General features: G+C 32.3%; 23 protein-coding genes. 6 read left to right on the forward strand and 17 right to left on the reverse strand.

Features of this window, described 5'->3' with window-relative positions:
- Nucleotides 1-16: 16 nt before the first annotated feature.
- Nucleotides 17-895: a hypothetical protein gene (locus IW20_RS07390; RefSeq protein WP_035620450.1), complete on the reverse strand. Its 879-nt coding sequence runs from the start codon at nt 893-895 to the stop codon at nt 17-19.
- A 96-nt stretch (nt 896-991) separates the two neighbouring features.
- On the opposite strand from IW20_RS07390, the gene IW20_RS07395 reads away from it, so the two are divergent.
- Nucleotides 992-2,053 carry a formimidoylglutamase gene (locus IW20_RS07395; protein ID WP_035620453.1) on the forward strand — a complete coding sequence of 354 codons (1,062 nt, stop codon included), beginning with the start codon at nt 992-994 and terminating at the stop codon, nt 2,051-2,053.
- Between the two features lie 87 nt (nt 2,054-2,140).
- A complete protein-coding gene (locus IW20_RS07400) occupies nt 2,141-3,394 on the forward strand; it encodes a DEAD/DEAH box helicase (protein WP_035620455.1) in 1,254 nt (417 codons plus the stop codon).
- A gap of 63 nt (nt 3,395-3,457) precedes the next feature.
- Here IW20_RS07400 and IW20_RS07405 read toward each other — a convergent pair whose 3' ends face one another.
- The 3 genes from IW20_RS07405 to aroC form a co-directional block, all read right to left on the reverse strand.
- The gene (locus IW20_RS07405; protein ID WP_035620458.1) at nt 3,458-5,692 is read right to left on the reverse strand and encodes a response regulator; all 2,235 of its coding nucleotides are present in this window, start codon (nt 5,690-5,692) and stop codon (nt 3,458-3,460) included.
- Between the two features lie 164 nt (nt 5,693-5,856).
- Nucleotides 5,857-7,149, reverse strand: coding sequence for a dicarboxylate/amino acid:cation symporter (locus IW20_RS07410; RefSeq protein ID WP_035620461.1), 1,293 nt, complete (start codon nt 7,147-7,149; stop codon nt 5,857-5,859).
- A 58-nt stretch (nt 7,150-7,207) separates the two neighbouring features.
- Nucleotides 7,208-8,266 carry a chorismate synthase gene (aroC, locus tag IW20_RS07415; RefSeq protein WP_035620464.1) on the reverse strand — a complete coding sequence of 353 codons (1,059 nt, stop codon included), beginning with the start codon at nt 8,264-8,266 and terminating at the stop codon, nt 7,208-7,210.
- A gap of 189 nt (nt 8,267-8,455) precedes the next feature.
- On the opposite strand from aroC, the gene IW20_RS07420 reads away from it, so the two are divergent.
- Both IW20_RS07420 and IW20_RS07425 read left to right on the forward strand, forming a co-directional pair.
- Nucleotides 8,456-9,280 (forward strand): UDP-2,3-diacylglucosamine diphosphatase, encoded by an 825-nt coding sequence (locus IW20_RS07420; RefSeq protein WP_035620468.1) that lies wholly within the window; start codon nt 8,456-8,458, stop codon nt 9,278-9,280.
- A 128-nt stretch (nt 9,281-9,408) separates the two neighbouring features.
- Nucleotides 9,409-9,894 (forward strand): hypothetical protein, encoded by a 486-nt coding sequence (locus IW20_RS07425; protein WP_035620470.1) that lies wholly within the window; start codon nt 9,409-9,411, stop codon nt 9,892-9,894.
- Between the two features lie 49 nt (nt 9,895-9,943).
- Here the strand turns inward: IW20_RS07425 and IW20_RS07430 are convergent, their stop codons facing one another.
- The 8 genes from IW20_RS07430 to IW20_RS07465 form a co-directional block, all read right to left on the reverse strand.
- Entirely contained in the window at nt 9,944-10,369 is a 426-nt protein-coding gene (locus IW20_RS07430; RefSeq protein ID WP_035620473.1) for a protease complex subunit PrcB family protein, read from the reverse strand.
- A 23-nt stretch (nt 10,370-10,392) separates the two neighbouring features.
- Nucleotides 10,393-11,544 (reverse strand): N-acetyl-alpha-D-glucosaminyl L-malate synthase BshA, encoded by a 1,152-nt coding sequence (gene bshA, locus IW20_RS07435; RefSeq protein ID WP_035620475.1) that lies wholly within the window; start codon nt 11,542-11,544, stop codon nt 10,393-10,395.
- A gap of 330 nt (nt 11,545-11,874) precedes the next feature.
- A complete protein-coding gene (locus IW20_RS07440; protein WP_035620478.1) occupies nt 11,875-12,321 on the reverse strand; it encodes a hypothetical protein in 447 nt (148 codons plus the stop codon).
- A 157-nt stretch (nt 12,322-12,478) separates the two neighbouring features.
- On the reverse strand, nt 12,479-12,961 hold the full coding sequence (locus IW20_RS07445; protein ID WP_035620480.1) for a hypothetical protein: 483 nt from the start codon (nt 12,959-12,961) through the stop codon (nt 12,479-12,481).
- A gap of 93 nt (nt 12,962-13,054) precedes the next feature.
- Nucleotides 13,055-13,846: a (Fe-S)-binding protein gene (locus IW20_RS07450; RefSeq protein WP_035620482.1), complete on the reverse strand. Its 792-nt coding sequence runs from the start codon at nt 13,844-13,846 to the stop codon at nt 13,055-13,057.
- Between the two features lie 128 nt (nt 13,847-13,974).
- Nucleotides 13,975-15,315, reverse strand: a complete 1,341-nt coding sequence (locus tag IW20_RS07455; protein WP_035620484.1) for a (Fe-S)-binding protein — start codon at nt 15,313-15,315, stop codon at nt 13,975-13,977.
- A gap of 9 nt (nt 15,316-15,324) precedes the next feature.
- A complete protein-coding gene (locus tag IW20_RS07460) occupies nt 15,325-16,284 on the reverse strand; it encodes an MlaD family protein (RefSeq protein ID WP_035620485.1) in 960 nt (319 codons plus the stop codon).
- A 51-nt stretch (nt 16,285-16,335) separates the two neighbouring features.
- Nucleotides 16,336-17,490: an N-acetylmuramoyl-L-alanine amidase family protein gene (locus IW20_RS07465; RefSeq protein ID WP_035620487.1), complete on the reverse strand. Its 1,155-nt coding sequence runs from the start codon at nt 17,488-17,490 to the stop codon at nt 16,336-16,338.
- A gap of 82 nt (nt 17,491-17,572) precedes the next feature.
- Here IW20_RS07465 and IW20_RS07470 point away from each other — a divergent pair, with 82 nt between their 5' ends.
- Both IW20_RS07470 and IW20_RS07475 read left to right on the forward strand, forming a co-directional pair.
- The gene (locus IW20_RS07470; protein WP_035620560.1) at nt 17,573-20,278 is read left to right on the forward strand and encodes a putative LPS assembly protein LptD; all 2,706 of its coding nucleotides are present in this window, start codon (nt 17,573-17,575) and stop codon (nt 20,276-20,278) included.
- A 49-nt stretch (nt 20,279-20,327) separates the two neighbouring features.
- Nucleotides 20,328-20,708: a RidA family protein gene (locus IW20_RS07475; protein WP_035620489.1), complete on the forward strand. Its 381-nt coding sequence runs from the start codon at nt 20,328-20,330 to the stop codon at nt 20,706-20,708.
- On the opposite strand, the gene IW20_RS07480 is transcribed toward IW20_RS07475, so the two are convergent.
- The 5 genes from IW20_RS07480 to pfkA form a co-directional block, all read right to left on the reverse strand.
- Entirely contained in the window at nt 20,689-21,063 is a 375-nt protein-coding gene (locus IW20_RS07480) for a methylglyoxal synthase (RefSeq protein ID WP_035620561.1), read from the reverse strand. The two genes, IW20_RS07475 and IW20_RS07480, sit on opposite strands and share 20 nt — an antisense overlap.
- A gap of 163 nt (nt 21,064-21,226) precedes the next feature.
- Nucleotides 21,227-21,601: a methylglyoxal synthase gene (locus tag IW20_RS07485; RefSeq protein ID WP_035620562.1), complete on the reverse strand. Its 375-nt coding sequence runs from the start codon at nt 21,599-21,601 to the stop codon at nt 21,227-21,229.
- A gap of 14 nt (nt 21,602-21,615) precedes the next feature.
- Nucleotides 21,616-22,467 (reverse strand): N-acetylglucosamine kinase, encoded by an 852-nt coding sequence (locus IW20_RS07490; protein WP_035620492.1) that lies wholly within the window; start codon nt 22,465-22,467, stop codon nt 21,616-21,618.
- A gap of 136 nt (nt 22,468-22,603) precedes the next feature.
- Nucleotides 22,604-23,608, reverse strand: coding sequence for a type I glyceraldehyde-3-phosphate dehydrogenase (gene gap / locus IW20_RS07495; RefSeq protein WP_035620495.1), 1,005 nt, complete (start codon nt 23,606-23,608; stop codon nt 22,604-22,606).
- 92 nt (nt 23,609-23,700) lie between these two features.
- Complete coding sequence (gene pfkA, locus IW20_RS07500) at nt 23,701-24,687, reverse strand: 6-phosphofructokinase (RefSeq protein WP_035620497.1); 987 nt, start codon at nt 24,685-24,687, stop codon at nt 23,701-23,703.
- Nucleotides 24,688-24,962 lie beyond the last annotated feature (275 nt).

Consider the following 24,962-nt stretch of genomic DNA (forward strand, 5'->3'; position numbering starts at 1 on the left):
TATATCAAGTATTTTTTTATCTTAAAGTAAAGCTTGTTTTAGAAACCAACTCGTCATTATCAAAAACATTGATAAAGTAAGTTCCTTTTTCGAAGTTTTTACCTGGTAAATCTTCAGAAACATTAACTGTTTTGTTTTCATACTGAACTTTAGTAAGGAAGCTATAAGTTAAGCTTTTATCACCAAAAGATTCTGTTTTCTTATCACCTAAAACATTGTTTTTACTATCGATAACTTGTACATAATACGTTTTATCTCCAGATTTAGCAATTTGATTTTCAGCGATTGTAAAACTAATTTTTAACACGTCAGCTCTACTAGCTTTATCAGTTTCAATTTGTTTTCCTGAGCTTCTTAATTTGTAAGCTGCAGTTTTTGTATTAAGAATAGATAATTTCGATCCTTTTTCAACAGTTTTAGCCAATTCTTCGTTTTGACCTACTAATACTTCATTGAATTTTTTAGACTCTCCTAAAACAACAATTGTACTATCACGTTGTACTGTTAACACTCCATTTTGTTTTTTCAACTCATCGTTTTCTGCAACTAAAACTTTCATTTTACCTTGCATAGCCTGAACTTGAGATCTGAATTTAGATACATCTCCTTTAGATTTATTCAAATCATCCATTAAAGTAACTACTTTGTCTCTTTCCTGAATTAACTCATCAGACATAGATGTATTTTCAGCAATTGCAGCATCATAAGTTGCTTTTAATTCCTGTAAATCTTTCATTACAGACTCTTTTTCTGTTAATGTAGTAGTAAGTTCAGTTTTTACAGCATCAGTATCAGATGTCATTTTAAATATATATACTAAACTACCTACTAATAAAATTGCTAAAACAGCTATTACAGCTTTTAGACTTGAGTTGTTGTTCTTTTGATTTTCCATATTTAAATAATTTTTGTAAACAAATTTAATAATTAATATAAGCTAATAACGTAAGTTGCTACAAATATATTATTTTTGGAAAATATATTTTTTTTTATGGAAAAACTAATCCCTTTTACTATTAACGACTTAGCCAAAGTTACAAATCACAGAAGTGGCGAAATAAAATTTGGCGAAAAAATGATAATAGTCCCAAAAGGAGCTGACACAATTGAATTTCTTAAAAATTGCGAAGCAAAGTATGTCCTTTTAGGAATTCCAGAAGACATCGGAATACGCGCCAACTACGGAAGACCCGGGGCTGCATCTGCTTGGGATAGTGCCATAAAGAGTATTGCAAACATCCAGCACAATCGTTTTTGTAAAGGAAATCATATTATAGTTTTAGGGCAAATTGATGTGCAAAAAGAGATGAAGGAAGTAGAACATCTTGACTTTAACGACATCGATGACCGATCAAAACTTAGCCAATTGGTAGAACGTGTAGACAAAGAAGTTTCTCACATTATATTTAACGTTATCAAAGCAGGAAAAATCCCAATTATCATAGGCGGAGGTCACAATAATGCCTATGGAAATATAAAAGGAACGGCTCTTGCAAAAGGAAAACCTATAAATGCAGTTAACTTTGATGCGCATTCAGATTTCCGAATTCTGGAAGGGAGACATAGCGGAAATGGTTTTTCTTACGCTTACGAAGAAGGCTTCTTAAAAAAATACTTCATATTTGGTTTACACGAAAATTACACCTCTAAAAGTGTACTCGATATTATCAAAAAAATTGAAGATCGAGTTCGCTACAATACTTATGACAGTGTAAAAATTAGAAAAGAAAAGGATTTTAATGCCGAAATGCAATTTTCTTTAGATTTTGTAAAAACTGATATCTTCGGGATCGAAATCGATTTGGATGCTATTCCTAATATTGCAAGTAGCGCCATGACTTTAAGCGGGTTTTCTATTGAAGAACTGCGCCAGTTTGTATCTTATTTTGGTCAACATAAAAATGCTGCTTATTTACATATTTGTGAAGGTGCTCCAGATTTAGGCGAAGAAAAAAACAATCATTTAATCGGAAAATTAATTGGTTATTTAGTTACAGATTTCATAAAAGCGAACTTTGAAAAAATCGAAATAAAAAGCTCAATAACTAAATAAACGCATATTCAAATAAACGATTAAGCGAATAAACCTATCTTTGCACAGAATTTTAGTAATTAAAACTAAATTCCTAATACCGAAAATATGTTATTCGAAGACTTATCACTTTCTAAAAGTATACAAAAAGCCGTATTTGAAGAAGGCTACACAAACCCTACTCCTATCCAAGAGCAATCTATTCCGATTGTATTAGCAGGTAGAGATTTAATTGGGTGTGCCCAAACAGGTACTGGAAAAACTGCAGCATTTGCTATTCCTATTATACATCAATTACACAGAATTGTAGGTTCATCTAAAAAAGCCAAACAAATCCGTGCACTTATAGTTACACCAACAAGAGAATTAGCGGTGCAAATTGGGCAAAGTTTTGAAACTTATGCAAAATACACCAACCTAACTCAACTTACAATATTTGGGGGAGTATCACAAAATCCGCAAGTAGATACGCTTAAAAACGGAGTAGACATTCTTGTGGCAACACCAGGAAGATTACTTGATTTACAAAAACAAGGATTTATAGATTTAGATCATTTACATGTTTTAGTACTAGATGAAGCAGATCAAATGCTTGATATGGGTTTTATAAACGATGTAAAAAAGATTGTAAAACTTGCTCCAAAAAACAGACAAACCTTGTTATTCTCGGCTACAATGCCAATTGCAATTCGTGAACTAGCCGAAATGTTCTTAAAAGATCCAGCAAAAGTAGAAGTTTCGCCAGTATCATCTACAGCCGAAAACGTAGAACAACGTGTTTATTTTGTTGAAAAAACAGAAAAAAGAAATCTTTTATATCATTTGATAAAAAATGAAGACTTATCGAATGTTTTGGTTTTCTCGAGAACAAAACATGGAGCCGATAATGTTGTAAAAGCACTTAGAAAAAACAATATCGCTGCCGAAGCAATTCACGGTGATAAATCTCAAAATGCAAGACAACGTGTTCTTGATGCTTTTAAAAACAAAGAAGTTGGAGTACTTGTAGCTACAGATATTGCTGCACGTGGTATTGACATTGACCAATTACCATTCGTAATTAATTTCGACTTACCAAATATTCCTGAAACTTACGTACACCGAATTGGTAGAACGGGGCGTGCAGGAAATGGCGGAATTGCAATTTCTTTTTGTAGTAAAGACGAACACGGATATTGGAAAGATATACAAAAACTAATAAAAGTTGATGTAAAAACCGTAAGCGATCATCCGTACCAATGGCATGCAGGAAGTCCTGAAGCAGCAGCGACAGCAAAGCCTAAAAACTCAAACAGAAGTGGCGGAGCACATAAATCGAGAAAATCAAACGCATCCAAACAAAACAAAAAACGTTGGTACTAATCCTATCACGTAAACATAAAAGCTAAACTCGAATTTTATCAATTCGTTCATGAAATTCGAGTTTTAAATCAATCTAGATTCAAACGTTGGCATAGCGCCAACGTTTTCTGTTTCTACAATAAGGCAATTTATAATTTTGAATAATTTTACCGATTCAAAAGGCTTAATTATAATATCATTTATTCCGGCAGAAATCGCTTCATCCGTAATTTCATCCTTATCAAAAGCAGTTAATGCCACAATAGGCGTTTTTATGCCTTTTAAGCGTATTTTTCTAGTTGTTTCGAATCCATTCATCATTGGCATGTTAATATCCATTAAAACCACATCAAAAGATTCCGTATCCAATATTTCTAAAGCAGCAAACCCATCATCTACAACAGTACAACTATAATTGTTTTTTTCGATAATTTTTTTGGTAACAAGCTGGTTAATTCGGTTATCCTCAACAACCAAAACCCTGAACACCTGATTAGAAGTTAAATCAACCTGAATTTCATTAATTATGCTTTTGGTTTTCTCAGGATCATACTCAAAAGCTATAGTAAACGTAAATGTAGTTCCTTCCCCAACATTACTTTCTAATGAAATCGAACTACCAAACAATCCTAATAATCGTTTTACAATAGTTAATCCTAAACCTGTTCCCTGATAATCTTGTTCGTTGCGACCAACCTGAACAAACTTCTCGAAAATCTTATCCTGATCAGGAACGGCAATTCCCATTCCGGTATCTTTTACCTGAAACTCAATATAATGTTCCTTACCAGCAACTTTAACCAAATTTGCAATAATAAATACTTCGCCTCTTTTAGTAAATTTTAAAGCATTACTAACCAAATTCATTAATATTTGAGCAAGTCTTAACTTATCACCAATTAAATATTCAGGAATATCCGAATCGATAATTACCGTAATATAATTGTTGTTTTTTTGAGATAAAAAAGACAAAGAGTTCTTTATCATATTAATCTCATCAGATATATTAAAAGTTAAACTCTCGAGAACAACTTTATTTTCTTCAATTTTGTTGATTTGCAGAATATCATTAACCAAGGATAATAAATATCTAGCCGAGAATTTTAGAGAGCTTAAATGCTGACTTCTTGCAAGCTCTTTATGTTCCTCTAGCAACATATTAGTTATACCCACAACGCCATAAAGTGGCGTTCGTAATTCATGACTAATGGTAGATATAAATTGAGTTTTAAGTACCGAAGCCTCTTCTGCCTGCTCTTTGGCTTTTATTAATTCCTCATTTGTAAACAATAACTGCGCATTCGTTCTCTTTTTAAAAACAACGTTTTTGTATAACGTAACTATCAGAATAAGAAAAATACAAGAGGTTAAAACAAATAGTAAAACAATAATCCTAGACTTTCTTAAATCCTGATATTGAACCCCTTTTTCAATTTCAATTTTTCCAATCTGCCTTTTATACTCATCCAGTTCCAGATTAAAACCTGCCTTTTCTGCACTTTTTAATTTACGTTCATTATAAAGAATTTCCTTAACCGAATTGTGCTTAATAATATTTTGATAAGCTTGCTTATAATCACCTATTTTATTCAAGAACTTAGAATATTCAAGATAAGAATTCAATAAATCAGATTTTTCAGTTCCCGCTTGACCTTCCTTAATTGCCTGAATAAAATATGCCGAAGCTTTATCGTTATCTCCGATATGAGAATAATACATTCCGTTAAGCAAATTAAAGGCTACAATTGTAGATTCGCTAGGATGATCCTCATGATGCTCATTTATATATTTAAAATAAGGCAATGCCAATGAAAACTCTCCAATATCAAAATAAGCCCAGGTAATATTTAAATTAATCAAATAAACAAGATCAGTATCATTTTCTTTCTTACTGTAATCGAGTGATTTTTTATAATACTCGATTCCTTTTTCATATTGCTTTTTCTCAAAACAATACATATTGCCTAAGTTATTATTAATTCTGTTTTTTAAAATATTGTTAGTTGTTTTATTGGCGAAGGATAATGCCTTTTTATAGTAGAATATTGCTTTGTCAAATTCCGAAAACTCATTGTAATTTGCAGCAATGATATTGTATGAAACAGCTATTAGGTTATTGTTTTTAGCTATTAATGCTTGTTGTAAAACTATTCTGGAAACGATTAATGATTTTTCAAAATCAGATTCTTTCAAATATTTAAGCGCTTTATCTGCTGTTCTTGTGATATCTTGTTCTGTTGGTAAATCTGTCTTAGCAATTACAGGCTTTACAAAACAAATCAGCAAAAATAACGATAAAACAATCCGAATCTTAAACATAAATTAACTATAGTTTTATCAAATATACATTTAAAAATAAAAAAGGAGTTGTATTTTATAAATAAAATACAACTCCTTATAATATATTTTGAATAAAAAAGAATACAAATTACTCTTGCAAATAGTACTCTTTTTTAACTATCTCGTTATTAAGATTTCTGCCCTTAATTATTAGAATCTACTGCATCAAAATTCATCTCTTTTCCATCTTCCCATTTTCCTACTACCGATGTAGCAAGTGCATTACCTAATACGTTTGTAGCACTACGGAACATATCGCAAAAATGGTCAATTGGCAAAATTATAGCAATACCTTCTATAGGAATGTCAAACATACCACATGTTGCAGCAACAACAACTAAACTAGCTCTTGGTACACCTGCAATACCTTTACTGGTTAACATTAAAACCAAAAGCATAACCATTTGAGTTCCTATATCTAAATGTACTCCGTAGAATTGAGCAATAAATATACTAGCAAAAGTCATGTACATCATACTACCATCAAGGTTAAAAGAATAACCTAAAGGCAACATAAATGAAACTATTTTATCTTTTACTCCAAATTCTTCCAGCTCTTCTGTTAATTTAGGAAAAACAGCCTCACTACTTGTTGTACCAAAAGCAATCGCTACAGGACCAGTAATACGTCTTAATAATTCAGTCATTCTTCCTTTAAGGAAAATATAACCTACTACAATTAGAACTACCCATAAAGTACTTATACCAATTAAGAATGATCCAAAGAATTTAAAATACGTAATCAACAATTCCTCAGCATCTCTTACTGCAAACACTCCTGCAATGGCTCCGAAAACTCCAATTGGAGCAAAGTTCATTACATAGTTTACCATTTTAAGAACGATATGCGACATTTTATCCAGCGCATTAATAACAGGTTTTACACTCGTTCCTAATGAAGCTGCCGCTAATCCGAAGAAAATTGAAAATATTACAATTTGCAAAATTTCATTGGTAGCCATTGCTTCAAAAATACTTTTAGGAACAATATGTGCAATAAAATTCTCAAAAGATAATGATTGTGTTTTAGCCGTTACCTCACTTGCAGCCGACATATCTACGTGGTCTAATTTTAAACCTACTCCTGGTTGCAAAATATTTATATAGAATAAACCAATTAGTAACGATATAAAAGAAGCGGTAAAAAACCAAGCTAATGCTTTTCCTCCAATTCTTCCTACTGTTTTTATATCTCCCAGTTTAGCAATACCTACAACCAAAGTAGTAAATACTAAAGGCGAAATAATCATCTGAACCAAACGAATAAAAATAGTCGCCAGCATCTTTATTTTATTACTAAACTCTACTGCCGCATCATGCGAAATATAATTATGTAATATAATACCTAATGTCGCGCCAAGAAACATTGCAATAAGAATTTGCCCCGTTAAGCCTCTGAAAAAAGATTTTTTTTTGATTTCTGTATTATTGTTCATCAAGTGTTTTTTGTATTATTAATTAAATATAAGACGCTCGCATGTCTTACGTATCTCTCTAATATGTTTTATTTATCAAATGGAAATCTGCAAGAACAATTGCAGCCATAGCTTCTACAATTGGTACAGCACGAGGAACCACACATGGATCATGGCGTCCTTTACCAGTCATAGGTGTAATATTTCCTTTGTTATCCAATGAATCCTGAGTTTGCATAATTGTTGCAACAGGTTTAAAAGCAACTCTAAAATAAATATCCATTCCGTTACTAATTCCACCTTGGATACCTCCAGAAAGATTAGTTTTAGTAGTTCCGTCAGGATTATATAAATCGTTATGTTCGCTACCTTTCATTTCAGAACCAGAAAAACCACTACCATATTCAAAACCTTTTACAGCATTGATAGAAAGCATTGCTTTTCCTAATTCGGCATGTAATTTATCAAAAACAGGCTCTCCTAAACCTACAGGCACGTTTTGAATCACACAAGATACAACACCGCCTACAGTATCGCCTTGTTTTCTTATATCCCTAATATATTCTTCCATAGTTTCAGCTGCAGCTTCATCTGGACAACGAACTGGGTTGCTTTCTGTTTTAGAGAAATCTAATTCCTGATACGGCGTATTTAAATGAATTGGACCTACAGACGAAACGTAGGCATTGATTTTAATAGTAGGTAACATTTGTTTTGCAATTGCACCAGCAACAACTCTACTGGCAGTTTCGCGGGCAGAGCTACGACCTCCCCCACGGTAATCGCGAAAACCATATTTTTTGTCATAAACATAATCAGCATGACTAGGTCTGTAATTATCTTTTATATGCGAATAATCATCTGACTTTTGATTTGTGTTCGGAATAATAAAACCAATTGGAGTACCAGTGGTTTTTCCTTCAAAAACTCCAGATAAAAATTGTACATCATCTGGTTCCTTCCGTTGGGTTACTATTGCAGACTGCCCAGGTTTTCTTCTAGACATTTCAAACTGAATCGCTTCAAGATCTAGTGTTATTCCCGATGGACAACCATCAATAATTCCGCCTAAAGCTTCCCCATGTGACTCTCCAAATGTTGTAATTTTAAATAGTGTTCCGTAGCTATTTCCCGCCATTGTAATTAGTTTTGAGCAAATGTAAGTTTTATGAATTAAATTAAAAAATTTTAAATTGGTATTATTATCTAAAGGTTAACTTGCATTATCGTCACGATTTCTTAAAATTGAAGAACAATTGATAACTATTTATTAAAAACAAATCATCAGCAGATTCTTTAAATTTGTTAAACACCAAATCAAAAACAATTGAAAAAAAGAAATGTTGAAGTTGTAGTAATATCAGATGTTCATTTAGGAACTTACGGAAGCCATGCCAAAGAGCTAAGCAACTACTTATCAAGCATTAAACCAAAAATTTTAGTATTAAATGGCGACATAATTGATGCATGGCAATTTAGGAGATCTTACTTTCCGAAATCTCATTTAAAGGTAATTCAGAAAATTATTGGCTTTGCTTCCAAAGGAACTAAAGTGTATTATGTAACAGGTAATCACGATGAAATCCTAAGAAAATTCAGCGAAATGACTATGGGAAGTTTTGCCTTAGTCGATAAATTAATTCTCGAATTAGATAATAAAAAAGCTTGGATTTTTCACGGAGATGTATTCGATGCCTCTGTACAACACTCAAAATGGATCGCAAAACTAGGCGGAATAGGTTATGATTACCTCATTTTAACCAATAGATTTATAAACTGGTGTCTATCAAAAGTAGACAGAGAACCTTATTCTTTTTCAAAAAAGATAAAAGCTAGTGTAAAGAAAGCTGTCAAACATATATCCGATTTCGAAACTACAGCAACAGATTTAGCCATCGAAAAAAAATACGATTACGTAATTTGCGGACATATTCATGAACCAAAAATTGAAAAAAAAGAAAACAAAAACGGATCAACACTTTATCTAAATTCAGGCGATTGGATAGAAAATCTAACTGCATTAGAATACCATAAAAAACGATGGAAATTATTTCATTACTCCCAGATGAATTTCACCGAAGAAGAAAATCTCTTTGAAATGGAAGATAGCCTAAGCGGACAATTAATCGCATCTCGTTTTATCCCTAAATAAACCTAACACGACTTTTATCAAGTATAATTTGACAAAGTAAAAATGTGAATTATGAAACATTTAATATAATTTCTATAATTTTAACATTTTGTTTATACAATAACTTTGTTTAAATAAATACTTACTATATGAGAAAAATAATTTTGTCAGCTATTATGTTGCTAGGATTAGCATTTACTGCACAAGCACAAGACATTTCTAAAAATGCATTAGGATTACGTTTAGGTGATAACCACGGATTTGGAGGAGAGATATCTTACCAAAGAGCATTATCTAAAAACAATAGAATTGAAGCCGATTTAGGCTGGAGAAATAGCAACGATGTAGATGCTTTTAAATTAGTAGGTCTATACCAATGGGTATGGAACATAGATCAAGGTTTTAACTGGTACGCAGGTGTCGGTGGTGGTATCGGCAGCTGGGATCATGATTACCATGGATATAGAGACAGCGGAACTTTTGTATTTGCTGCTGGAGATATAGGTATTGAGTACGGATTTAAAGAAGTGCCAATCTTACTTTCGTTAGATGCAAGACCAGAAATAGGTTCTGGATATTACGATGATGATAATTTTGGATTTGATATCGGTTTAGGAATCAAATTTCAATTTTAATAAAATGTATTTATAAAAAATCCTGTCATTGTTAATGACAGGATTTTTTTTATTTAATGATAATTTCCTTTTTCGAATTTATTTTTACCACCGCATAAGGATAAGTAATTACTTGCATTACCATGCTATCAGGAGCAGGAGCAGTTTCTTTAACCGTTATGATGATATTCTTATCTGTTTCCTCTACTTTTTCAACACCTATAGAATAACCTCCGGTATTTTTCTCTCCCATATTCAAGACAATATAATTTGCCTTTTTTACATCCTCTTCTTTTATTTTCCCTTTTAAACTCTCATCGCTCGTAAGCATCTTGATTTCGTTAGGTTCGCTCAATATTTCAAAAAAATGAATATTTCCACCACCATCACTTTGCTGAGTCAATACCTCATAAAGAGCACTATTTTTATCTCCAGATTTTGTTGCCCCACAAGAAATAGCAAAAACAGAAACAAACAATACTAGCAACTTTTTCATTGTTAATCTTTTAAATTAATATTTTACTGTACTCCTTTATGATCTTTATAATCGTTAATTGCTTTTTGATACAATGCCTCATATTTTGGTAATACGTTTTTAATATCAAATTTCTTAGCAACCTCAAGCGCATTAGCCTTAAACACATTCAGTGTTGCGTCATCTTTAAGAATCTTTAGCGCATTTACAGCCATTTCTTCCACTTTACCCACATCGCTTAAGTAACCCGAATAACCATCAAAGTTTACCTCAGGCAAACCACCCGAGTTACTAGAAATCACAGGAACACCACAAGACATTGCTTCAAGCGCAGCCAGACCAAAACTTTCCGTTTCAGACGGTAACAAGAATAAATCCGTAAAACACAAGATTTTATCAATCTCGTTACTATTCCCAAAAAAGATTACTTTATCATAAATCCCTAATTCCTGACATAAATTTTCGGCTTTCTCCTTTTCAGGCCCATCACCTACCATCATTAATTTTGCTGGAATCTCTTTCTGGATATTATAAAAAATCTTGATAATATCCGGGATACGTTTTACTTTTCTAAAATTACTAATATGTGTAATAATACGTTCGTTTTCCTTTGCCATAACATAACGATGACAAGGAGCATCAGGATCTTTCTTAACCTTATCCAATTCAATAAAATTAGGAATCACCTTAATCTTATTCTTGATATTAAATAATTTTAATGTATCATCTTTCAAACTCTGAGAAACCGAAGTCACATAATCTGATTTATTAATACTAAAAGTTACAGCAGGTTTATAAAACGGATGATTTCCTACCAACGTAATATCCGTTCCGTGAAGCGTTGTAATCATCGGAATATGAATCCCTTCATTTTTAAGCATTTGCTTCGCCATATAGCCCGCATACGCATGAGGAATAGCATAATGCACATGAAGCAACTCAATCTTATACAACTTAACCATATCTACCAATTTGCTTGACAAAGCCAACTCATACGGCTGATAGTGAAACAAAGGATATTCAGGAACGTTTACTTCATGATAATGTACATTAGGATTCAAAAGCGCCAACCTAACAGGCTGACTATAAGTTATAAAGTGAATTTCGTGACCACGTCTTGCTAATTCAAGACCGAGCTCTGTTGCTACAACCCCGCTCCCACCAAAAGTAGGATAACAAACTATTGCTATTTTCATGTATTAATTTTAGTCTTACGAAAGTACTTAAAATTAATCTTCAATTGAAATTTTAGAATGTTAATAATATTCAACCATTAGAGTTTCTAATTTTCAGAAGCAGAAGTTTTCATTTCCAAAAGAACCTACTGTCCCGCTGTGCACTATATCTTTTTCAGTCAAAAAAAGGCTAAAAAAGGATATCGCTCCCATCGGGGCTAGATCTGAGATTTAGTTTATATAAGGTGTTATTAGACAACAATACATCACACCGCAACAACCTTTGTCAAAGTTCAAAACTTTGACAAAGGTTTCCAATATTATGAACAAAACAATAAATTCATAAAAGCTTTATTCAAAAATTCGAATACTGAAATTTGGTTTTCTTTCATCGCTATTCTCTTTCCAACTATCATAAACGAACTCTTCTAATTGTTGCAGTAATTGCTTATCAATTACAATTTCTGTTGCTTCTAAAAAAGCCAAAATACCAGTATAACCAATAATTGTCGGGTTTGTATCAGTCATTGGCTTACCTTCCACTTTATTTATAACAATTTTCCAAAAATCAGAACTAAACGAAAGAGCAAACTCCAAACCTGCAATTAATCCTTTTTTCCAAGATTCCATACCTTCGCTCCCCACATCTATTGAGTGATTACTGTAGCCCATTCCAGAATAATTCTCAATGATTTCATTTTTTATTTCACTCTTTTCAATATCTAAATTCACAATAGCAAAATATGACTTACCATTTTTATATTTCAACCAGCGATAATCATTATCAGAATTTCTCATTTCAAATATAATTTATTCAAGTTTATACAAATGTGTATACAGCACCAATTACTTACAACTACAACAAATAAAACTCATACATAAATATAGCTTTTAGACAAAAAAAAGGCATAAAATCTAAATTTTATGCCTCTTATGATTTATCTCTAATACAGATTTAAAAAAATCTACTATGCCAGCTATCTGCTGCGGGAACTTCCCAAGATTCATTAAACTCTTCTATATTATTTACTAGGTTATTAAAAACAATAGTGTTCTCAGTAACTGCTTTATCTTTAACCATTTTCTTAAAATCAATCAATGGTTTATGAGCAATATGTTCGCCTAGTTTAAACGTAACGTTCATCTTATCTAGTAAGTCTACATTATATTTTTTCTCCAAACTTTGGATAAATTCTACCGAAGAATCGATAGAACAACCCGTTGCAGCTTGTACATCTTGATTTACAGCAATAATTATAAATCTGTTATATTTAAGCAAATATGATGATTCTAAACTAGTTCCGTGTGCAGCCCAAGATTCAAGGAAATCTTGTAAAGCAGTTTCGATTTCAGAAAATTCTTCGTCCGAGAACTTTCTATTGGATTGATAAATCCAAATCCTTGATTCACCGGGTAAATTTTCAAAAGGAATATACATTTTAATTTTATTTTAAATTATTGGATTTTAGATTTGAGAAGTTTCAAGTAAAAAACTTAGAACCTTAGCATCTAAGCAACTCAGAACCTTAGTTTACAAATCCTGTGCATTAGCGATTAACTCGGCAATATCCATTACTTTAGTTTCAGCTTCTTTTTCTTTATTTTTAATACCATCCGTTAGCATCGTATTACAAAACGGACAAGCAGCAGCAATAATATCTGGTTTTACTTCCAGAGCATCTTCAGTACGCAATACGTTTACTTCTTTGTTTCCAGGCTCAGCATCTTTAAACATTTGCGCTCCACCAGCTCCACAACATAATCCGTTTGCTTTAGAGCGTTTCATTTCGACCAACTCAATATCAAGCTTCTCGATTAACTCTCTTGGTGCTTCATATATTTTATTAGCTCTTCCTAAATAACAAGGATCATGAAACGTAATACGTTTTCCTTTAAACTGCCCACCCTCAATGGTTAATCGACCATCATCAAGCAACGATTTTAAGAATTCTGTATGGTGTACAACTTCATATTTTCCGCCAAGTTCAGGATACTCGTTTTTTATCGTATTAAAACAATGCGGACAAGCTGTAACTATTTTTTTTGCTTCATAAGCATTCAGAACCTCAATGTTCATCATAGCTTGCATCTGAAACAAAAACTCATTTCCAGCACGTTTTGCAGGATCTCCTGTACAACTTTCTTCTGTACCAAGAACTGCAAAAGAGACATCTGCACGATTTAATATTCGCACAAACGCTTTTGTGATTTTCTTTGCTCTATCATCAAAACTTCCTGCACAACCTACCCAAAATAAAACTTCTGGTTGTTTTCCTTGGGCTAGCATTTCTGCCATTGTTGGCACAACTAAACTTTCTGACATCTTCTTTTGTTGTTAAATCGGTTAATCGTTTACTTGGTTAATCGTACTCTTTACTATAACCTTACTAAAAACCTTTAATATTTTATTCAATCGCTTAAATGGATAAACAAATAACCCTTTAAACTATCTTAATTTTCGTTTTTCCAGTTCAATCTATCTTGCTGATTGTATTGCCATGGCGCTCCATTATTCTCAATATTTGTCATCATCGCGTTTAATGGCATTGGCGCAGCACTTTGCTCCATAACCAAGTAACGACGCATATCCATGATAATCGATAACGGACTAATATTTACAGGACATTCCTCCACACATGCATTACATGATGTACAAGCCCATAATTCTTCTGGAGTGATATAATCATTTAATAAAGACTTATTATCTGGAACAAAAACTCCTTTATTAGCATCTATATTTTTACCTACTTCTTGTAACCTATCTCTTGTATCCATCATAATCTTACGAGGAGACAATTTTTTTCCTGTTTGATTTGCAGGACAAGACGAAGTACAACGACCACATTCTGTACAAGTGTAAGCATTTAATAACTGAACCCAGTTTAAATCCTGAACATCACTTGCACCAAATTTAGCTGGTGCAGCATTTTCATCTGCTGGAGGCGCTGCTGCAAAAGGATCAGCATTAGGATCCATCATTAATTTAACCTCTTTTGTAACCGATTCAAGATTATCAAATTGACCTTCAGGTTTCAAATTAGCAAAATACGTATTTGGGAAAGCCAATAAAATATGTAAATGCTTAGAGAAGTACAAGTAGTTCATAAAAATTAAGATACCTGTAATATGTAACCACCAAAATGCTTCTGATAGTAACATTACCAACTCATTTGACATTCCGTTGAAAATTGGCGCTATAAATTGACTTACAGGAAAACTTCCTGCTTTATGAAAATGTGAAAATCCTCCTGGAACATTTTGCAAATGAAAATCCGAAGCATTCATCAATAAAAATAAAGCCATTAATACAACCTCAAAATACAAGATGTAATTTGCATCGTTTTTAGGGAATCCATTTAGATCTGGATTAATAAAACGCTTCAATCGAATAACATTTCTTCTTATCCAGAAAACTGATACCGCAACTAGAACTAATAATGCTAATATTTCAAAAGAACCAATAAGTACGTCATATACAGGTCCTAAATATGGAGCAAATACTCTATGTGTACCAAATAAACCATCAATAATGATTTCGAGTAATTCGATATTTATAATAATAAAACCAACATAAACAACAATATGCAATACTCCTGCAATTGGTCTTTTTACCATTTTAGACTGACCAAGGGCAATCATAGCCATGTTTGTCCAACGCGCTTTAGAATTATCTTTACGGTCTACATCTACACCAAGTTTTATGTTTCGGATGATTTTTTTTACGCTAGACGCAAAAAATCCAAAACCAATGATAAGAAGAATGGCAAATAAAATATTATCTAAATAACTCATATTTTAAGCTTATTTTTTAGAAATCGAATCGTTTACTGGAGCTACGTATGGTTTGTTTTTCTTACCAAAAAGAGAAACGTTTACATAACGTGTTGGCGACAAACGCACATCTTGTAATAGCAACTCTAATTCTTTAGATGTTGCTTGTAAGTTATTATAAAGCGCTTCGTCTTTTAATAATTTACCCATTGTACCTTTACCTGAATTTAACCCATTCATTATACCATCAACTTTAGCCAATGTTTGGTTTAAATTTCTAACCGTTTTACCTAAATCTGCTTTATTTAAAGAGTCTGACATTTTAGAAAAATTCCCAGAAACTTTATTAAAGTTTGTAACAATACCGTTAATTTGGTTTTTGTTAGTATCTAAAATTGAATTTACACTAGCAGAAGCTTTATGAAATTGAGCCATAGTTTGGCTTAATTCTGCTAAACTCTTTTTTAAATCCTCTTGTCCTTTTTGATCTAGGATATTATTTAATCCAGAAACTAGTTTATCTATATTAACTAGCATCTTCTCTACTTTATCCTGAACTGGAGCTAATTTATCTGCTAAACCTTCTGTTAAACCAAGTTTAGTAGTTCCTTTTAACATTTGTCCTTCTTCTGCAGGTTGTTTATCATTAAAATCTGGTAGGATTGCAATTTGTTTTCCTCCAATAAATCCAGGCTCATATATAGATGCTACACTAGATTTAGAGATTGGGAAATCAGTTTTTAACTGTAATTCCACTAATAATTTCCCTGTAGCTTCGTTAATTTTTATACCATTAATTTTACCAATTGCTAAACCATTTAAGGTAACAGGTGCAGATGTAGCTAATCCTTCTACATTATCATATTCAACATAAAATGTCTTGTAGTTTGTAAAGAGGTCTTTGCCTTTTAGAAAGCTATACCCCCAAATAAATAATAAAATTGATGCGATGACTAAAATAGCCGTTTTAATTTCTCTTGTTAGTTTCAAAATTGTAAGTGTTTGTACAAATTTAATATAAAAATATTGAACTTGTAATTATTATTTAAGCGAGTCTTGGATACTAATTTTTTCTCCATTTTTAAATGCAATCAAAAAAGCAGAGTCAAACCCCTTATCTTTTGCTTCTTGCAAATATTTTTTTGCTTGATTATAATCCGCTGTTTGTTGGTAGGTGTATTTATAAACATTATTCTCATATACTACAGAAACCCCAGATAATCCTTTAAAGTTTGCTGGAGACAATGGTGTCTTTTTTATACTTGCCAAAAGTTGTACCTTATATATAGAACCTGTTAAATTAGGTTTTACAGTAGTTTTTTGAGCTGGCGCCGTATTTACATTTCTTACTGGTGTAGAATCTTTAACTGCATTTTCGATCATCTTAGTAGATGGTTTTTCATCGGCAGCATCAGCAGAACCTGTACCAAAATATTCTTTTTTATAACTGATAATAGCTTCGGCAATAGCCTTTGCATATTCATTTTGTCCCGCTTCAGAATTTAAAATATCTCCTTCTGTCGGATTAGAAATAAAACCTGTTTCTACCAAAACTCTTGGCATATATGCTTTATGAAGTACCATAAATGGAGCTTGTTTTACTCCACCATGACGTAATTTTTTTCCAAGAACATCAAATCCCTCTTCAATTTTACTTGCTAATGCAATACTATAATCTAAATATTCTTCTTGCATTAATGTCATTCCAATCATAGATTCTGGCGAATTAGGATCGAAACCTTCATATTTACGTTTATAATCTTTCTCTAAAGTAATAACAGAGTTCTCTTTTTTTGCCGCTTCAAGATTCGAAGCAATTTTATTCATACCCATAACATAGGTTTCTGTACCAAATGCAGCAGTATTTTTGTTTGCATTACAGTGTATAGACACAAAAATATTAGAGTTAGCTCTATTGGCAATGTTGGCTCTTTCGACCAAATCTATAAAAACATCCGTTTTTCGAGTATAAATAACATCAACATTCGGATAAGATTCTAGTAATTTACCTACTTTTAAAACAATAGCCAAAGCAATATTTTTTTCAATCCTTCCGCTATAAACGGCTCCAAAATCGTGATCTCCATGACCTGCATCCAAAGTCACTTTAAACACATTGGACTGGCTATAAGCAGAAAACGATATTATAGTTAGAAATAAACTAAATATTACCCTAATTTTGCTAAATATATTCATAAATTTAAAAGTTAATTTTAATAAAACACAACTGTTATAATTTTTTCAATTGATTATTTTTGACAAAAAATTATATGTAAGTTTGACATGTCAAAAAACAAGCCATATTTTTACAAAAATAGTATTTAAACCTTTGCATACAAACTTATTTAATATCGTTTTATTATCATTTTTCCTAACGCTAGGATGCGGTAATCTATATTCTCAAGAAACAAACAAAAAAAAGAAAGCTGCAAGCGCTAGTAAACAGCCAGATAGCATCAAAACTGCAACTGTCGACACCATAAAGGTAGATAGCATAAAACCAAAAAAAGCTTTTTTGGATGGCAAAGTAAAATACAAAGCCAAAGATTATGCAAAGATTGATCAAAAGCGTAAGCTTATCACCTTATATAATGAAGCAGAATTATATTATCAGGATGTTGAACTAAAATCTGGTATCATTGTTTTAGATTACGAAAAAAATGAAGTCTATGCAGGTCGTCTTAAAGATTCTGCAGGTGTTTATACACAATATCCAAATTTTAAACAAGGAGCAAGTGCCGTAGAACCCGATTCTATACGGTTTAACTTCAAAACTCAAAAAGCTTTAATTTGGAATTCAAGATCTGAACAAGGAGAGTTTAGAATAAAAGCTAGTATTACAAAAAAAGAAAATGACTCTGTTTATTTCTTAAGAGGAGCTCGATTTACTACTGCAAAAGATGTAGATAATCCCGAATATTATTTCCAGACGAGTAAAGTTAAATTTATTCCTGGAAAAAAAGTAATTACTGGTTTAACCAATATGGTAATTGCCGATGTACCTACTCCTATCGCTTTACCATTTGCTTATTTTCCAATGACAAACGAAAAAAGTGTCTCAGGTTTAATTTTACCTAGCTACAATGACTCTAATACCAGAGGATTCTCTTTACAAAATGGAGGTTATTATTTTGCTTTAAGCGATAATTATGACTTAACAGTTCTGGGGGATTATTATACTAACGGAAGTTACGCCATGCGATTTGAGTCTGCTTATGCAAAAAGATATAAATATAGAGGTAACATAAATGTACGTTTTGAAAACCTGATATCTAGCGAAAGAGGATATCCTGATTACTCTAAACAGAATATTTACAACATTCAATGGTCACACTCTAAAGACACAAAAGCGAGTCCTAACTCGAGTTTCTCTGCATCGGTGAATATGGGTAGTAGTAAATACTTTAAACAATCTATCAATCAGGCTAACATCGGATCGAGCTTAAACAACACATTAAGTTCATCTGTTTCTTATAGCAAAAACTTTAATACGTTACCACAAATACGTACTTCGATAACCGCTACACACTCTCAAAATACACAAACCGAAGTTATTAATATGACTTTACCAACGGTAGAAGCTAGTGTAGACAGGATATATCCTTTTGTAGGTAAAAACGGTGTTAAAAAAGGTTTTATCAAAAACATTAACTTTCAATACAACTTGAGCGGGAAAAATAGTATCGTTACAACCGATTCTCTATTTTTTAAACCTCAAATGTTTGATGATGCCAAAATTGGAGCAAAACACAACATCCCTATTAGTACCAACTTTAAAATATTCAAATATTTTAGTGCCAGTACAACCGCAAATTACCAAGAAGTATGGCAAACTAAAACCATCCAAAGATATTACGATAGCGACCAAAGTAAAGTGGTGGATAAAGTTGTAAATGGTTTTGACGCTTATAGAACGTACTCTTTTAGCTCTAGTCTTGGTACTACTATATATGGTACATTTAATTTTGGAGCCGATAAAAAAATAAAATCAATACGCCACGTAATGCGTCCATCTGTTTCTTACGGATACACGCCAAGTTTTGATAAATATTACGATACTTATGCAAGTGATGCATCTGGAACTATTATTAAAGAGTATAGCCGTTTTGAAGGAGGTATTTTTGGTGCTCCAGGTAATTCTAACTCAAACATTGTAGGATTTGATTTAAGCAATACTTTTGAAGCTAAAGTTACAGACAGAGACAGCACAAAAACAGAACCTAAAAAAGTAATGTTACTTAATAACTTAAATTTTTCTACGAGTTATAATTTTAATGCTGACGGAATTAACTCATTTGCATGGCAACCTGTTAGAGTTAGTGGAGGAACACAACTTTTACAAGACAAGATGAATGTCAATTTTGGAGCTACATTAAATCCATATGCGATTGACAACTCTGGTAGACAAATAAACAAATTCAACATTGATAACGGCGGAAGTTTATTCCGAATGACCAGCGCTAATATGACGTTGAACTATTCTATCTCGAATAAAAACAAGGATAAAAAGAAAAAAGACGAAAACAAACAAAGCGAGAGAAATGGTGGTCGTGAAGATGATTTGTTTGGAACAAATACAGACTTAAATGACCAACGTAAAAGTCAGTTTGATGGATCTGAAGAAGATGATAATGCAATAACTGAATTCTTTAATGCAAAACTTCCTTGGGATATGACACTTGCCTACTCCCTAACTTATGGAAATAATGCCAGAGAAAACAAGATTATCGGAAACTCTATAATGATTTCTGCCAATATGGATATTACTCCTAAATGGAAAGGTGGTATCTCTACAGGATATGATTTTGTACAAAAAGGGGTTACTTTTACTCAACTACGTTTTGAAAGAGATTTATTAAGCTGGAGAATGGATTTTAACTGGACTCCGTTAGGTACTAATTCTAACTGGAACTTCTTTATAGGAATAAAATCTGGAGTTCTTAGCGACATCAAATGGAACAAAAGAAGTACTATTAACAGATAGATTTATCTTGTTACAGACAAAAACACATTTAATTTAAATTGAGATAATCATGAAAAAAATCATTTTTACCGAAAATGCACCAGCTCCTATCGGACCATATAACCAAGCTGTTTTAAAAAACGATACACTTTATGCATCTGGACAAATTGCTATTAATCCTCAAACTGGAGAATTAGTTACTGATAACATTCTTGATGAAACAAAACAAGTAATGGAGAATATAGCTGCTATTTTAAAAGCTGCCGATATGACATTTGAACACATAGTAAAAGCAACAATTTTTATTATGGACATGAATAATTTTGCAGCGATAAACGGTGTTTACGGCGCTTATTTTGACGAGAAAACGGCACCTGCACGCGAAACTGTACAAGTAGCTTGCTTACCTAAAAATGTAAATGTAGAGATTTCTATAATTGCAATACGATAGCATCAAGTAGTAATTGTGCCGAGGCTACATTTGTAGCCAACGGTACATTATGAACATCACACACCCGCATTAGCATATTAATATCTACTCCATGTGCATGACTCGCTAGCGGGTCTTTCAAAAAAAGAACTATCTGAATTTTACCCTCAGCTACTCTTGCAGCAATTTGAGCATCACCTCCCATAGGACCAGGAAGCATTTTGATTACTTTAAAACCTGATTTCTCAACATTTTTCCCTAATACCCCTGTTGCTATAAGCTTCATTCTTTCTTGTTGCAAAATGATTCTGTTTTTATCTAAAAACTGAACCATGTCTGCTTTCTTGTTATCATGAGCAATAATCGCAACTACTATGTTCTTTTTCATGAATTAACACTAAATTTAGTATCAAATTTACACAAAAAGACAATACAAAGCATAAATCAATAAATATCAAGTAATTACAAACAAAACAAGTCATAAAAAAACCGTCTCAAATAACTGAAACGGTTCATATATAATTATACTATTTTGATTTCTATAATTGCAATGCGATGGCATTTAATAATAATTGTGCCGAAGCTTCATTTGTTGCCAATGGCACATTATGTACATCGCAAACTCGGATTAGCATATTAATATCGACTTCATGTGCGTGACTTGCAAGCGGATCCTTAAAAAAGAAAACCATTTGTGTTTTACCCTCAGCTACTCTTGCAGCAATTTGAGCATCACCTCCCATAGGACCAGATAACATTCTTCTGACTTTAAAACCTGCGTTCACAGCCTTACTTCCTGTAGTTCCGGTAGCGATAAGTTTAATATTTTCCTGAAGTAAGAGTGCTTTATTTTTATTCAAAAACTGAACCATGTCTGCCTTCTTTCCATCGTGAGCAATAATAGCAATCTCCATACTTTTCATGTATCTTATTTATTAGAAATATGATATGCAATAAGTCCATCAATTGGACGTCTCAAAACATTACCTAATTGCAATTCATATTTATCAAAAGTTTCTTGTAACTCATCTTTCAAGTAATAAGCGATAGAACCTACAAAGTGAACTGGCACTTCTTTACAATTATCAAATTGTTTGATGTAATTCTTAACAAATGATTTCATCCCCTTGAAGATGATTTTTCTACAAAACTCTGAATCTTTATGTTTGATTAAGAACTTTGCAAAAGTAGCCAAATAAGCATTTGGATTTGGCTCTTTATATAATTTGTTTTTAATAAAATCCGGATCCATGTTGTATTCTTTTGCAAATTCAACTGCCAAATCCTGAGGCATTTTATTAAAGTAATATTTTCTAATTAATTCTTTTCCAAAAACGTTACCACTACAATCGTCCATTGCGATATAACCTAATGATTGTACTTTTTGGTATAATTGCTTACCATCAAAATAACTACAGTTAGATCCTGTTCCTAAAATACTAACAATTGCTTTTTCTCCTCTAGGAGTTGTAGCATATACTGCTGCATAAGTATCTTCGTGAACATCTACGATTGCATTAACGAAATATTCTTGAAAAATTTGTGATAGAGAGATTTTCATTCTATCTGTTCCACAACCTGCTCCATAAAAGAACAAATGTGTGGCTGTATTTTTATTCTGTAAAATATCAAAACGATCATTTAATCGGCTTACGATTTCATCTCCATTAAGAATTTCAGGATTTAATCCTAAGGTTTGTGTTGTGAATAATATCTTACCATTATCATCAATTGCTATCCAATCTGCTTTAGTAGATCCACTATCAACTATTAATTTCATTTTATTTTATTTAGTTTTCGGTTTAGTTTTTCATCATACAATATTAAGTGTAATTATTTACATTATTGGAGAGTCAAACAAAATAATAAAAATCCCGCTATCTATTCAATAACGGGATTTTGAAATGTATATAAAATTATTTAAGACCTGCGATATGCACAGATAAATCAATTAATTTGCTAGAGTATCCGTACTCATTATCATACCAAGATACTAATTTGAAGAAAGTTGAGTTTAAACCAATTCCTGCACCAGCATCAATGATTGAAGTTCTTTTATCAGAAATGAAATCTTGAGATACAACAGCATCTTCAGTATATCCTAAAATACCTTTCATTGTAGTTTCAGAAGCTTTCTTTAAAACAGCCATAATTTCTTCATAAGAAGTTTCTTTAGCTACTTTTACAGTTAAGTCTACTACAGAAACGTCAGCAGTAGGAACACGGAAAGACATTCCAGTTAATTTTCCATTTAAAGCAGGAATTACTTTTCCAACAGCTTTAGCAGCTCCAGTAGAAGAAGGAATGATGTTGATGCTAGCAGCACGTCCACCTCTCCAGTCTTTTCTAGAAGGACCATCAGCAGTCATTTGAGTTGAAGTTGTTGCGTGAACAGTTGTCATTAAACCTTCAACAATTTCGAAATTATCGTGAATTACTTTAGCTAATGGAGCTAAACAGTTTGTAGTACAAGATGCATTAGAAACTACTAAATCAGAAGCTTTTGCAGTTTCATGATTTACTCCCATTACAAACATTGGAGCATCTGCAGACGGAGCAGAAATAATTACTTTTTTAGCACCACCTTTAATGTGCTCATTTGCAGTTTCGATAGTTGTAAAGATACCAGTACATTCAGCAACTACATCTACATCTACTTCATTCCATTTTAAGTCAGCAGGATTTCTTTCTGCAGAGATACGGATGTTTCTTCCGTTTACAAAAAGTTTTCCTTCTTTTACTTCTACAGTTCCGTCAAAACGACCGTGTACTGAATCATATTTTAATAAATAAGCTAAGTGATCAATATCTAATAAATCGTTAATTGCTACAACTTCTACATTATCTCTATTGAAAGATTCTCTGAAAACAATTCTTCCAATTCTTCCAAATCCGTTTATTCCTAATTTTACTTTTGACATTTTACTAAATTTTTATTTATTTTTTGTTATTCTACTTATTTTCAAAGTCTAATTTCCTCACAATAAACTTCAATTTTTTTTATTCTATATTTTTATGTTGACATGATCTCAGAAACGCGTAGCAATTCTCTATCTATTTCAGATTTCCCTTTAATTGCTTGTTCTAAAGGCGTTAAAGTCACTTTGTCACTTTGTAAACCAACCATATAATTTGATTTCCCTTCAAGTAAAGATTCTACAGCTTTTACACCTAATCTACTTGCGAGAACACGATCAAAACACGAAGGCGAACCTCCACGTTGCATATGCCCCAGAACAGAAACTCTTACATCATATTCTGGTAAATTTGCTTCTACGTAATCTTTTAATTCAAATACGTTTTTACCGATTTTATCTCCTTCGGCAATAACAACAATACTTGATGATTTTCCTGAAGCTTTACTTTTTTGAAGTGATTCTAACAATCGATCTAATCCTAAATCTTCTTCTGGAATAAGAATTTCTTCTGCTCCAGCTCCGATTCCTGCATTAAGAGCAATATGTCCTGCATCTCTACCCATTACCTCTACAAAGAATAAACGGTTATGAGAACTCGCAGTATCACGTATTTTATCGATACAATCTACAACAGTATTTAGTGCCGTATCATACCCTAAAGTATGACTCGTACCAAAAATATCATTATCTATAGTTCCTGGGATTCCCATTACTGGGAAATTATATTCTGAGTTAAATAATAAGCCTCCGGTAAAACTTCCGTCACCACCTATTACTACCAAAGCATCGATTCCTGCTTTTACAAGATTTTCATGTGCTTTTTTTCTTCCTTCTGGAGTTTTAAATTCCAATGAACGAGCCGATTTTAAAATCGTTCCTCCTTTATTTACAATATTATTTACACTTCGAGGTCCCATCTCTTTGAAGTCACCTTCAATCATTCCTTGATACCCTCTATAAATTCCGATACATTCGATGTTATGATAAGCACAAGTTCGAACTACTGATCGAATGGCTGCATTCATTCCTGGTGAATCTCCTCCTGATGTAAGAACACCAACTTTTTTTATTGTTTTTGGCATTATTTAAGTATTAAAGTGTAAAATTAGCAAACATTCACCACTATTCGGGCTATATTTATAATAAGTTAATAAAATATGTTAAATTCAAACGTTTTCGTTAATAAGTTTTCGTATAGAAAAAAAAATCAATAAAATAAAAAAAGACATTTATTTTAATTGATAATTTAAAAATAACAATACACGGTTGAAGTGTTACAAAATTTGAATAGAATCAAACTGAAAGATAAGGAAATTGTAAGGCTAAAAAAAATGATTAACAAAACTAAAACACAATA

This window comes from Flavobacterium hydatis, from assembly GCF_000737695.1.
Taxonomy (GTDB): Bacteria; Bacteroidota; Bacteroidia; order Flavobacteriales; family Flavobacteriaceae; genus Flavobacterium; species Flavobacterium hydatis.